We start from the raw sequence: 12,390 nt of genomic DNA, 5'->3' as shown, positions 1-12,390 counted from the left end.
TGGCAGGCATGCGGCTTCGGGATCAGATCGTGCTGCCCGCGCGTGTCCACGGTGGTGCATCACGCCGGAGGCAGGCCGCCGCTACAACGTGGGCAGCCGCTCGAATGCGTCGAAGCGCGTGAATGGCGGCGGGACGTCCGTCACCTCGAGTTTCTCGACGAGCGCGGCGGACATGCCGTCGTACATCCATTCGCACATGTCGGCCACCTGCGCCGGGGCGCCCTGAAGCATCGCCTCGACGGAGCCGTCCATGCGGTTGCGCACCCAGCCCGTCACGTTCAGCACGCGCGCGTGGTGCACGCAGGCCTCGCGGTACCCGATGCCCTGAACCCGTCCGTAAGCCCGCACCAGCCGGGTCTCGAGCCCGCCGTCGTTGCCGTTCATCAGAGACGTCCCCTCGCGTGCCCGTTGCGCCCGGTCGGCATCCGCATGCCGCGTCGGAATCGCGTTGCGTCCGCGCCGGTGCGGCGACAGAATGGATGTTCGTCCACCTGTGAGTATAGGAGGATGTATGCGCATCCTGGTCGTCGGAGCGACAGGGCTCCTCGGAAAGGAAATCGTCGACTTGCTGTCGGCGGAACACGACGTGATCGGCGCGAGCCGCAAAGGGTCGGCCATCACGGTAGACATCTCGGACAAGGCGTCGATCGTCGCGATGTACCAGCACGCCGAGCCGCTCGATGCGGTGGTCTGCGTGGCCGGCACGGCCCGATTCGCGCCGCTCGACACGCTCGCCGACGGCGACTTCGCGTTCAGCCTCGCGAACAAGCTGATGGGTCAGGTGAATCTCGTGCGCTGCGGCGTCGCGAGCATCCGGCAAGGCGGGTCGATCACGCTGACGAGCGGGCTGCTCGCCCAGCACCCCGCGCCGGGCAGCGCCGCGGTGAGCATCGTCAATGCGGGCGTGGAGGCGTTCGCCCGCGCGGCGGCGCTCGAACTGAAAGGCAGGCTGCGCGTGAATGTCGTGAGTCCGGGGTGGGTCGCCGAGACGCTTCAGGCAATGGGGCGCGATCCGAGCGGCGGCGTGCACGCAGCGGTTGTCGCGCAGGCGTTTCGCAAGTGCGTGGTGGAAGACATTACCGGGCAGGTCGTGTCTGCGACGCACGGATGACGTAAGTCGTGCCGACCGAATGCCGCCGTGAATGCCCGTCGCGACGCGATGCGCGGCGCTCGCGATGCATGCGTATCCATTGCCTAAAATCAATGTGCATGCAAACCGGTCCCGGCGCGCTGCGTTGTCATCCACATCGCATGCGCAGGCATCCGCCACGTTGCAATCGTAAGCGGAATGGCGGCGGCAGCCCGATGCTCCGGTTTCTCTGACTGATCGAGTCGTTCACTCTTTCTCGGGAGATCACCATGAATGCGGAAACCACCGGCAACGTGCGCGCTTTCGTGCAGACCGCGGAGCAAGCGGGCGCGTTTGTCTGGGTCATCTCGGTCGTCGATTTCGACGCGCAAATGCTAAAGCGTGCGTTCGTTTCGGAAGAAACGTTCGGCACCGCGGCGGCGGCAAGGGACGCCGGCGAGGCCCGGCTGACCGGCATGAGGCAGGATCACTGACGGATCGCGCGGTGCGCACGGACGGATGTTGCTTGCGCGCACCGGCAAACCCAGGTTGGACCATCGGCAAAGGGCCAGAAGAGGAGAACGTCCATGCCCAATGCATCCGCAACACCCGGGTCGCCTCCCGGCGTATCGGTCGACGCGGGCAGCTATTGCGTCGTCCGCCCCGCGAGCGTGAACGACGTCATCGATCAGCTGCACGCGAACAATATCCAGATCGTCGACCTGAAGTTCACCGATCTGCCAGGGCTCTGGCAACACTTCTCGATTACGCTTCCCGAAGTTCACGAAGGCCTGTTCGAAGCCGGCATCGGTTTCGACGGTTCGTCGATTCGCGGCTTCCAGGAGATCCATGAGTCGGACATGCTGTTGCGGCCGGATCCCGCCACCGCGTTCATCGATCCGGCCTGCAGCACGCCGACGCTGTCGATGATCTGCGACGTCGTCGATCCCGTGCTGCGGCAGCCGTATTCGCGCGATCCGCGCTATGTCGCGAAAAAGGCCGAGGATTACCTGAAGCAGACCCGCATCGCGACGACGTGCTACTTCGGGCCCGAGCTCGAGTTCTTCATTTTCGATTCGATCCGCTTCGGACAGGATCAGCACAGCGGCTACTACTACGTCGAATCGGCCGAGGGCGACTGGACCACCGGCCGCGACGAAGGCGCATACGGCGGCGGTAATCTCGGCTACAAGGCACGTTACAAGGAAGGCTATTTTCCGGTTCCGCCGCAGGACACGCTGCAGGAAATACGCTCCGAAATCGCGTTGACGCTGCAACAGGCGGGCGTGCAGGTCGAGGTGCACCATCACGAGGTGGCGACGGCCGGACAGAACGAGATCGACATGCGCTTCGCGACGCTGACGCGGATGGCCGACAACGTGATGATCTACAAGTACATCTGCAAGAACGTCGCGCGCCGGCACGGCAAGGTCGCCACTTTCATGCCGAAGCCGCTCTTCGCCGACAATGCGAGCGGCATGCACTGTCACCAGAGCCTGTGGGACGACGAACGCAATCTCTTTTACGACGCGGGCGGCTGGGCGCTGACGTCGGACCTGTGCCGCTGGTACATCGGCGGCCTGTTGCGGCATGCCCCCGCGTTGATGGCGTTCTGCGCGCCGACGACGAATTCGTACAAGCGGCTGGTGCCCGGCTACGAGGCGCCGGTCAATCTGGCGATGTCGCAGCGCAACCGGTCCGCCGCGGCGCGCATTCCGATGTATTCGGATTCGCCGGCGGCGCGGCGCGTCGAGTTTCGCTGTCCCGACCCGTCCGCCAACGCGTATCTCGCGTTTGCGGCGATGCTGATGGCCGGTCTCGACGGCATAGAGAACAAGATGGATCCGGGCGATCCGCTCGACCGGAACATCTACGACCTGCCGCCGGAGGAGGCGCGCAACATCCGGCAGGTGCCGGATTCGCTCGACGCCGCGCTGCAGGCGCTCGAAACGGACAACGCGTTCCTGCGCAAAGGCGACGTGTTCAGCGAGGACCTGATCCGGACATGGATCGATTACAAGCGCAAGCGGGAAGTCGATGCGATCAGGCTGCGCCCGCATCCGTGGGAGTTCTATCTTTACTTTGATATCTGACGCAACGATGGGCCGGCGCATCGGGCCGACGAGGCCGCGATCGCCGGCGGACGCATCACCATGAGGGCGATAACATGGGGCACACGACACTGACGGCTCATCTGCCGACGGTCGATGTCGAGATCACGCGGCACGAACTTCCGGACAGGCATGCGGAAGCGATGACCATCCGCATTACGGCGACGCCGTCGTTCGATGCCGCGGCGCAATGGCTGTTGCAGACGGGGATGTTTCCCGTCGCATCGCCGTTTTCGCAGTGGGTCGATGTGATGCAAGCCTGGCAGCGTGCGTGGTATCCGGTCTGGCAGCCGTGGCTGCCGGCCGGTCTTCGTCAGGCCGAGTCGCTTGGTAAGCCGGAATGACACGTCTCCGCAAACATCAAACAGGTCTGGGCGACGCCGCGGAATTTGGCCTGCATTCTTATGGAAATCTCATGAGATTGAAGCGTGGGCCCGTTCGCGTCACATGATGGAAACGGAAAGCCGGCGTGTCTGACTGTCGAGACGTTACATCCAGTCCTGACGGTCTTCGTTGCAAAGCAGCCTCACAAGCCGGCGCAGCTCGGGGCGTTCGGCTTTCATTCTCGGGACAAATGCGCAATACGGATGCCCGAGTTGAATCGAATGCGTCGAGAGCGCAATCAGCCGTCCGGCTTCCAGATCAGTCTGAGCCAGCAGCTTTTGAGCCAGGGCAATCCCGAGCCCCGATCGCGCCATGGCGATTGCGAGGCTGGAGAGTCCCACCCGCCTGCCATTCGAGGGATCGAGATGGCGCTCATTGTCGATTCGCAAAAACCAGTCGTTCCAGGTCGGGTGCGACGCGTAATTCGGCCCCCAGTTCGTATGGATGAACAGGCTTTCGTGGATGTCGTTCAAATTGAAGTTGCCATTGCCATGGCGATGCCAGAATTCAGGCGCACAGACAGGGACGACTTCATCATGAACCAGCGGAATCGTCTGGATGGAGGGGTAATGATAATCGCCGTAACTTACCCTGATATCAATATTCTGGCGTAGCAGATCGACGGGATCTTCCTCCACTCGAATATCAATTGCAATTTGCGGATGGATTTCGAACAGCTGCGTCAGTTTGGGGACGAGCCAGGTTTCCGTCAGTGACGACGGCACGCTGACGACCAGATGTGCCTGCAACTCGCCTTCAAGAATGCGCTCCGTCATTGTCGCGATGTCCCTGAGCGCCCGGGACGTCTGAGGGAAGATCGCACGCCCGGCATCGGTCAGCGAAATGCGATTGCCGTTCCGCACGAACAGTTGCTTGCCGAGGTACGCCTCGAGATTGCGCACCTGCTGGCTGACGGCGGCTGACGAGACGCCGAGATCGGCGGCGGCCAGCGCAAAGCTGCCGGTCCTGGCCGCCACTTCGAAGGCCTTGACCGCATTAAGCGGCGGGAGCTCACGCACGGCACCTCCTCCGAAAGATTTTCTTTGCCAAGTGCAACATTTTCTACTGTTGAAGTCAATTTTTTGTTTCGGTAGCTTACGCCTTGTTGGGAAAGTTTGCGCAATCTCAACACTTGGCACCCGCACCGCCGAACCAGCAAGGGTGGCGCAATGACGGGAAGATCGAATGATCCGATGAATCGGACAGTAGGAGACAAGCGATGCAAGTACGGAAGCGGCCGGCGAAATTCCTCGCACTGGTGTCGGCGATGGCCTTCAGCCTTTTTCCCCACCTTTCTCACGCCAAGGACTGGAAAGAGGCCACGATTGCGCTCGAGGGTGCATATGAGCCGTGGAACGTCACCCGTCCGGATGGAACACTCGATGGATTCGAGCCCGAACTCGCCGCCAACCTGTGCGCGCGGGCTCAGGTCAAATGCAAGCTGATCGCCCAGGACTGGGACGGCATGATGGCCGCACTCAAGGTGGGCAAGTTCGACGTCATCATGGATGGGCTCGCGATCACCGAAGAGCGCAAAAAGGAAATCGCATTTTCCGTACCCTATGCCAATACGCCGGCATCCTTCGCAGCCGCGAAGAACGGCCCGCTCCGCAATCTGCCCGGCACCGGAACGGAGATCGAACTGTCGGGCAGCCCGGCGGCGGACAAGCCGCTACTCGAGCCGTTGCGCCGCGTCCTGAAAGGCAAGGTGATCGGCATTCAAACCGGCACGTCGTTCACGCCCTTCATCTACAGTCATTTCGGCGATGTCGCCACGATTCGTGAATACAAGTCTGCAGCGGAGCACGACCTGGATCTGAATAGCGGCCGGATCGACGTGGCATTCGACGATGCGACGTACTTTTCGTCCGCGTTCTCCAAATCCGAGAACAAGGATCTCGCGTTTGCCGGGCCGCGAATGAAGGGGCGGGCGTTCGGGCCGGGCGAGGCACTCGGGTTTCGACAGTCCGACGTCGATCTGAAGAACAAATTCGATGGCGCAATCAAGGCGGCGCTCGCAGACGGAACCGTCAAACGGCTGAGCGAGAAATGGTTCAGGATGAATGTCGCGCCATGAACGCATCCCCGAAAGCATCAGGATGACTTAACGGTAACGGGGGCGGGCGGAGCGGTTCGAATCGCCTTGCCCCGCAGACCGGCCGAAACCCGCATTGACCGGGAGGAGACGTTGATGTTGTCGGTATTCGAGTTGTTGGGCTGGGGATCCAGCGGATGGGGCGGGACGCTTCTGCTGGCGACGGCGACCACCATCGAAGTGACGTTCGCCGCGCTTGCCGTTGGCGCAGTGGTGGGGTCCGCCGTGGCGTGGTCGAAGCTTTCTCGCTACCGGCTGGCGCGCGCTTTCGGAGACGCGTATACGACGGTGTTTCGCGGCGTACCCGAGTTGCTCATCATCTACCTGATCTATTTCGGCGGGTCGTCGATCGCGACGCAAATCGGCAGGTACTTTGGCGCCGAGGGCTTTCTCGGGTTGCCGACTTTTCTGTCCGGGGCACTGGCAGTCGGTGTCATTTCCGGCTCGTATCAGGCCGAAGTCTATCGCGGCGCGTATCTGGCCGTTGCGCGAGGAGAGATCGAGGCCGCGGTGGCGATGGGCATGTCACGCAGCAAGCTGTTGCTCCGCATCGTCGGCCCTCAGGTATTCCGCTTTGCGTTGCCGGGGTTGGGCAACGTATGGCAGATGACGTTGAAGGACTCGGCGCTGATCTCGATTACGGGCCTCGTCGAATTGATGCGTGCCAGCCAGATCGCTGCCGGATCGACCCACCAGTATTTCATGTTCTTCATCGCCGGGGGAGCCCTGTACCTGGTTCTGACGGCGCTTTCCGGAAAAATATTCAATCGTCTCGAAGACCGCATGGGAAGAAGTTCCCGGCGGATCGCATGAGGGCCCTGCCATGGATTTCGATTTCTTGCTGGACACCCTGTCGCAGTTGCTGTCCGCGCTGCCCGTCACGCTCACGCTGTTCATGCTGGCGATCGCCTTCGGCGGGGTGATTGCATTGGGTTTGACGTGGATGCGATTCTCCGGCGTCAAGTATCTCGAGAAGTTCTCGAGCGGGTATGTCTTCGTGTTCCGGGGTACGCCGTTGCTGATTCAGCTGTTCCTGCTTTATTACGGCATGGGCCAGTTTGACTTCGTTCGTGACAGCGTCTTCTGGCCGATCATCCGTGAGCCATTCGGATGCGCCGTGTTGTCACTTGGACTGTGTACGGCCGGTTACACGACCGAGATCTTCCGTGGCGGGGTGTTGGCGGTGCCGGCGAATCAGCTCGAAGCCGCACGTGCGATGGGCATGTCGGGCTGGCTGCTGTTTCGCCGGGTGATCGCACCCGTGGCCTTGCGTCACGCGTTGCCGGCTTATTCGACGGAGATCGTGCTGATGGTGAAGGCGACTGCGCTTGCGAGTCTCGTGACGGTCATGGAGATGACCGGTGTCGCTCAACGCATCATTGCGCATACGTACCGCACGACGGAAGTCTTTCTGTGCGCCGCGGCCATTTACCTGTTGCTCAATTTCCTCATCGTTCGTGCGATCGCAATGCTCGAATACTCCTTGACGCCATATCGTCGACCCATGTCGTCGCCCGTTGTCAATTGAAAGGCCGATGCTATGAAACTCAATGATCTAGCCGATGAACTGAAGGTTGCTCCCGCCATCGCGGTCGCCAATCTGCATAAGCGCTATGGAGACAACCATGTATTGAGAGGCGTATCGCTTTCGGCTCGCGAGGGCGACGTCATTTCGATCCTCGGGTCAAGCGGATCCGGCAAGAGTACGCTGCTGCGTTGCATCAACCTGCTGGAGACGCCGGATGACGGCGACGTGCTCATCGCCGGCGAGAAACTCGAATTGCGCGCGAACGGTCGCGGCCATCGTGAGCCGGCGAATCGCCGTCAGGTGGATCGCATCCGCTCGCAATTGGGCATGGTGTTCCAGAGTTTCAACCTGTTCTCTCACATGACGATCCTCGAGAACCTCATCGAGGGGCCCGTGCATGTCCAGAAACGCAAGCGCGCAGAATGTATCGATGAGGCGATGGTGTTGCTCGAGAAGGTCGGGATTGCAGATAAATTCAGGCACTATCCCGCCCACCTCTCGGGCGGGCAGCAGCAGCGCGCCGCGATCGCGCGAGCACTGGCAATGAGGCCCCGGGTCATGCTGTTCGACGAACCAACATCCGCCCTGGATCCGGAGCGGGTAGGCGAGGTGCTGAAGGTCATGCGACAACTGGCCGAGGAAGGATGCACGATGCTGATCGTCACGCATGAAATGAATTTCGCCCGCAGCGTGTCGAGCCGAGTCGTTTTCATGCATCAGGGTGTCGTGGAAAGCGAAGGGGCGCCGGACGAGTTGTTTCGACAACAGAAATCAGAGCGCTTCTGCCGATTCATTTCAAGCCACGAATCCGTGTAACACCGCCGAAGCGAAGAATCTCGACATTCATCCAGCGTTTATAAAAGTTAATATGCATACCATAACAATTGACGATGCACCGCTGACCTGGAGGGCGGTGGCAGAGATCGCCAGTGGCGCACGGCTGTCGCTTGGGCGGGGAACCTGGGACAGGCTGCGCAGCGCGCGTGCGATCGTTGACCGGATCGTCGATCGTCAGGAGCGCGCCTACGGCATTACGACGGGACTTGGCGCCTTGTGCGACACCGTGCTGTCACCGGGAAAGCTCACTGAATTGTCGACGAATGCGCTGAAAAGCCACGCGTGTGGCGTCGGCGCAGCATTGCCGACCGATGCCGTGCGTGCGATTCTCGCGGCGCAAATCCAGAACTTCGCTCACGGCCGTTCCGGTGTCTCGCCCGAGGTTGTCGAACGATTGATGGATTTCATCAATCTTCATATCACGCCCGTCGTGCCATCGGAAGGATCGGTCGGCTATCTCACGCATATGGCCCACGCGGCGTTGCCGATGATCGGCCTTGGGGAGGCCTGGGTGGACGATCAGAGATTGCCGGGCATCGATGCACTGCAACGCCGAGCGCTGCGGCCGGTGTCCCTTGCCGCGAAGGACGGGTTGTCCCTGATCAACGGAACGCCATGCTCCACTGGCATGTTGTCCATTGCGTTGCAGCGTACCGAGCGCCTGATGAAATGGGCTGACATCGTCGCGGCGATGAGCTTCGAGGCGCTGAGGGGGCAACTGGCCGCCTTTTCGTCCGAAGCGCTTGCGGCGAAGCCGCATCCCGGTGCGCAAAGAGTCGGAAAGAACCTGCGTCATTTGCTGGAGAACAGCACGAACCTATTGGAGAGTCGGGGCATTCGAACGCAGGACGCACTCAGCATTCGCTCGATTCCGCAGATCCATGGCGCGAGCCGCGACCAGTTTTCGCATGTCGAGAAACAGGTCAATCTCGAACTCGCATCGGCGACGGACAATCCGCAAGTCTTCGGCAACCGGGACGACTACCGCGTCATCTCGCAGGCCAATCCGCACGGGCAGAACATGGCCATTGCGGCCGATATCCTGGCGATCGCGCTGGCGGAACTTGCGGGCGTGTCGGAGCGGCGCGTCGACCGGCTCGTCAACCCGATGACGAGCGGCCTGCCGCCGTTCCTGTTGCGCGAGAGCGGTGTGAATTCCGGTCTGATGATCGTGCAGTACGTTGCCGCGTCGCTGGTTGCCGAGAACAAGACCCTGGCGAGTCCGCGGGTGGTCGACAACTATGTGACATCAGGCTTGCAGGAGGACCACCTGAGCCTGTCCACCCCGGCCGCGCTCAGAGTGTCGAAGGTGCTCGACAATGCAGAAACCGTGCTCGCGATCGAATTCCTCGTTGCCGGTCAGGCGCTGTCTTTCATCAAATTCGCGGACATCGGCACGGGTTGTCGCAGCGCACTCCAGATCCTGCACGACGAAATACCACCCTATACCGAGGATCGGGTCGTGGCGCCCGACATTGCGAAAGCGCTCGCGTTGCTGCGCGACCCGGCAACCCTGATGCGTATCGAGCGTGAAATCGCCTATTCGTTGTAACGCGTGCATCGATTCGCTGTTTGTTCCGTGGCAGCCATGCACCGGCGGACAGGCGTGAATGAAGTCCGGAGATCTGGCGTCGGCCGCCGCAGGCGCGACAAGGTGATGCGAAAGATTCCGACACCGCTTCTACTGTTCCATGCGTTTGCGCGCGTCAAATGACGCCAGGGATGCAGGTGTCGAAGATGTGGACTGTCGGGCGTGCGACAAGTTTTTCTAAATGACGGGGAAGAAATTACCCGGTTGATGGGTGACTTGTTTGTAAATAATATGTCTTTCATATATTTCGGCATGCGAATCATCATGACGAAAAGAGAAGGTGTGGTTCGATATTTCATTTCTGGTGTGTCTTGAGGCTGGTCTGTTCCCAAACGCCGAAGCGACAGCTTTTTCGTTGGGTGCTGTGTATCTACTGAAAATATCCCATTGGTAAATCATGAAAAACATTCTTGATCTGGATCGGTATCCGCTTGACCGTGAGGGCAGCAGCGAATGGAATGCGCTTGTCGAAAAGGCAGCCGCCGACCTTGGGCGCGACGGCATGTTCAATCTCGAAGATTTCGTCCGGCCCGAGGTGGTATCGCGAGCAGTCGCCGAGATCTCGCCGGTCATGGACAAGCACTCGCATACGCACAAGCGGATGCACAACATCTATTTCCTGCCCGACATTCCGGAGCTCGCGCCTGGCCATCCGGCGCTTCGCAAGGTTGAAACGGTCAATCACACGGTATGCGCTGACCAGATTCCGAACAGCGTCATTGCGAGCATTTACGCGTACGAGCCGTTGGTGAGATTCCTTGCCGCGACGATGCGCAAGGAAAATCTGTACCTGATGGACGATCCGCTGGCGAAGATCAACGTGATGTCGTATCGCGAAGGCGAAGCCCTGAACTGGCATTTCGATCGATCGGAATTCACGACGACGCTCCTGCTGCAAGAACCGATGCAAGGGGGCGAGTTCGAATACCGGACTGACCTGCGATCCGACTCCGATCCGAACTACGACGGCGTGGCGGCCTTGCTGGAAGGGCGAGATCCGCGTGTGCAGAGCATCCGCCTGAAAGCGGGAACGCTGAATGTTTTCCGCGGCAAGAACACCGCACATCGCGTCACACCCGTCGAGGGCGAGCGGGATCGAATGGTGACGGTGTTTTCCTACTACGAGAAGCCCGGGGTGACGTTCCACGGGGAAGAGCGCATGGGGTTTTATGGCCGCGCGCATTGAGAATGCGCGGGTTAAGTGTGACTGCCGGATGGCAGCGTCGCGAAGCACTGCCATCGGCGTTCATGGCTTCCCGGAGAAGCACGTGTCGGAAGGCGGTGCTGCGACGGTGGTTCGCGAGCGGCGGAGATCGCGTCAGCAACGTGTGTGATGTCGACGACACATATCGGTTCGGAGAATGGAGACCCTGATGAAGAAAATGCGTGTGGTGGCCGGTGGGCTTGTTCTTGTCTCGTCACTGGTGCATGCCGAGAATTCCGTGACGTTGTACGGGATTATCGATGAAGGTTTCAACTATACGACCAACACCGGGGGCAAGCATAGCTACGAAATGCAGAGCGGATACGCGGCAGGCAGCCGCTGGGGGCTCAAGGGGCAGGAGGATCTGGGTGGCGGACTGGCCGCCATTTTCACGCTCGAAAACGGCTTTGACGTCAATTCCGGACAACTGATGCAAGGCGGACGGATGTTCGGCCGTCAAGCCTTTGTCGGCGTGCAAAGCGACAAGCTGGGGAGCCTGACGTTCGGGCGGCAATATGACTCGGTGGTCGATTATCTCGCGCCGTTGACTGCGAACGGATGGTACTCGGGATACCTTTTCTCGCATCCGTACGATAACGACAACACGGACAATTCTTTCCGCGTGAACAATGCAATCAAGTATTCGAGCCCGAACCTCGATGGCCTGACGTTCGGCGGACTGTATGGGTTCAGTAACGGTGCCGGCGCATTCTCCGACAACCGGCTGTACAGCTTCGGGGCGGCATACACCCATGGCCCGTTCTCGATCGGCGCGGCCTATATGGACATCAATCATGTCGGTGGCAACGCTTTGGGTGCCGTTGCCGCGAACGACGCCAGTTTCTACGCGGGGCATCAGCGCGTCTACGGTGCCGGTCTCTCGTATGCGATCGGTTCTGCCACGCTCGGGTTCGCCTATAGCGATACCTTGCTCGAGAACCCGGCCGGCAACGCGTATGTCGGTGGAAGCTTCAGCGGAACAGGTGCCGATTCACTCCGATTCGACAACTTCGAATTCAATGTGAAATACGACTTCACGCCGGCGTTTTTCGTTCAGGCGATGTATACGTACACGCTTGGAAAATACTCGGCGAGCAGCGGCACGGTACGCCCGAAGTGGCATCAGGCCGGTCTGATGTTCGACTACGCCATTTCGAAGCGTACGGATGTCTATCTGCAGGGGCAGTTCCAGCAAGTGGCGGGGGGCGAGACGGGAACGTTCCTCGACGATGCCTTTATCACGGGCGCAAGCGGCGCCTCGTCGAATAACCGGCAGTTCATTGCCCGCGCTGCCATCCGTCACACGTTCTAAGCGCAGCGATCGTGACTTGAGGTTAGCGAGCCATACAGAATCCTGATTGCAATGTTGAAAATCAGGAATGCAGAGTTTTATATCGGAATGAACTGAATGAAATCAAGAGCTGCCATTGCATGGAAGGCCGGGGCCCCGCTGACGATCGAGGAAGTCGATCTGGAAGGGCCGCGCGCGGGCGAAGTGCTGATCGAGGTGAAGGCCACGGGCATTTGCCACACCGACTACTACACGCTGTCGGGCGCGGATCCGGAAGGGT

13 protein-coding genes and 1 pseudogene are annotated in these 12,390 nt (G+C 60.4%); 12 read left to right on the top strand and 2 right to left on the bottom strand.

Annotated elements, in window-relative coordinates; genetic code table 11:
• Nucleotides 1-81 precede the first annotated feature (81 nt).
• A complete protein-coding gene (locus ACV22Z_RS18060) occupies nucleotides 82-384 on the bottom strand; it encodes an acylphosphatase (protein WP_448077654.1) in 303 nt (100 codons plus the stop codon).
• 127 nt (nucleotides 385-511) lie between these two features.
• Between ACV22Z_RS18060 and ACV22Z_RS18055 the strand changes: the two genes are divergently transcribed.
• The 4 genes from ACV22Z_RS18055 (at nucleotide 512) to ACV22Z_RS18040 (ending at nucleotide 3,524) form a co-directional block, all read left to right on the top strand.
• Nucleotides 512-1,111 (top strand): short chain dehydrogenase, encoded by a 600-nt coding sequence (locus ACV22Z_RS18055; protein ID WP_448077653.1) that lies wholly within the window; start codon nucleotides 512-514, stop codon nucleotides 1,109-1,111.
• Between the two features lie 248 nt (nucleotides 1,112-1,359).
• On the top strand, nucleotides 1,360-1,563 hold the full coding sequence (locus ACV22Z_RS18050) for a hypothetical protein (protein ID WP_448077652.1): 204 nt from the start codon (nucleotides 1,360-1,362) through the stop codon (nucleotides 1,561-1,563).
• 93 nt (nucleotides 1,564-1,656) lie between these two features.
• Nucleotides 1,657-3,162 (top strand): type I glutamate--ammonia ligase, encoded by a 1,506-nt coding sequence (gene glnA, locus ACV22Z_RS18045; protein WP_448077651.1) that lies wholly within the window; start codon nucleotides 1,657-1,659, stop codon nucleotides 3,160-3,162.
• Nucleotides 3,163-3,236: 74 nt separating this feature from the next.
• On the top strand, nucleotides 3,237-3,524 hold the full coding sequence (locus tag ACV22Z_RS18040) for a hypothetical protein (RefSeq protein WP_448077650.1): 288 nt from the start codon (nucleotides 3,237-3,239) through the stop codon (nucleotides 3,522-3,524).
• A gap of 144 nt (nucleotides 3,525-3,668) precedes the next feature.
• Here ACV22Z_RS18040 and ACV22Z_RS18035 read toward each other — a convergent pair whose 3' ends face one another.
• Entirely contained in the window at nucleotides 3,669-4,583 is a 915-nt protein-coding gene (locus ACV22Z_RS18035) for a LysR substrate-binding domain-containing protein (RefSeq protein WP_448077649.1), read from the bottom strand.
• Between the two features lie 200 nt (nucleotides 4,584-4,783).
• Here ACV22Z_RS18035 and ACV22Z_RS18030 point away from each other — a divergent pair, with 200 nt between their 5' ends.
• The 8 genes and pseudogenes from ACV22Z_RS18030 to ACV22Z_RS17995 form a co-directional block, all read left to right on the top strand.
• On the top strand, nucleotides 4,784-5,641 hold the full coding sequence (locus ACV22Z_RS18030; RefSeq protein WP_448077648.1) for a transporter substrate-binding domain-containing protein: 858 nt from the start codon (nucleotides 4,784-4,786) through the stop codon (nucleotides 5,639-5,641).
• Between the two features lie 114 nt (nucleotides 5,642-5,755).
• Nucleotides 5,756-6,472 carry an ABC transporter permease gene (locus tag ACV22Z_RS18025; protein ID WP_448077647.1) on the top strand — a complete coding sequence of 239 codons (717 nt, stop codon included), beginning with the start codon at nucleotides 5,756-5,758 and terminating at the stop codon, nucleotides 6,470-6,472.
• Nucleotides 6,473-6,482: 10 nt separating this feature from the next.
• Nucleotides 6,483-7,187: an ABC transporter permease gene (locus ACV22Z_RS18020; RefSeq protein WP_448077646.1), complete on the top strand. Its 705-nt coding sequence runs from the start codon at nucleotides 6,483-6,485 to the stop codon at nucleotides 7,185-7,187.
• Nucleotides 7,188-7,199: 12 nt separating this feature from the next.
• Complete coding sequence (locus tag ACV22Z_RS18015; protein ID WP_448077645.1) at nucleotides 7,200-8,003, top strand: ABC transporter ATP-binding protein; 804 nt, start codon at nucleotides 7,200-7,202, stop codon at nucleotides 8,001-8,003.
• 52 nt (nucleotides 8,004-8,055) lie between these two features.
• Complete coding sequence (locus ACV22Z_RS18010) at nucleotides 8,056-9,576, top strand: HAL/PAL/TAL family ammonia-lyase (protein ID WP_448077644.1); 1,521 nt, start codon at nucleotides 8,056-8,058, stop codon at nucleotides 9,574-9,576.
• Between the two features lie 436 nt (nucleotides 9,577-10,012).
• Nucleotides 10,013-10,801, top strand: coding sequence for a HalD/BesD family halogenase (locus ACV22Z_RS18005; protein WP_448077643.1), 789 nt, complete (start codon nucleotides 10,013-10,015; stop codon nucleotides 10,799-10,801).
• Between the two features lie 187 nt (nucleotides 10,802-10,988).
• Complete coding sequence (locus ACV22Z_RS18000) at nucleotides 10,989-12,131, top strand: porin (protein ID WP_448077642.1); 1,143 nt, start codon at nucleotides 10,989-10,991, stop codon at nucleotides 12,129-12,131.
• A gap of 96 nt (nucleotides 12,132-12,227) precedes the next feature.
• A pseudogene (locus tag ACV22Z_RS17995) lies at nucleotides 12,228-12,390 on the top strand (S-(hydroxymethyl)glutathione dehydrogenase); the annotation flags it as partial.

The organism is Burkholderia sp. PU8-34 (assembly GCF_053427725.1).
This window is presented reverse-complemented; position numbering and strand designations above follow the sequence as displayed.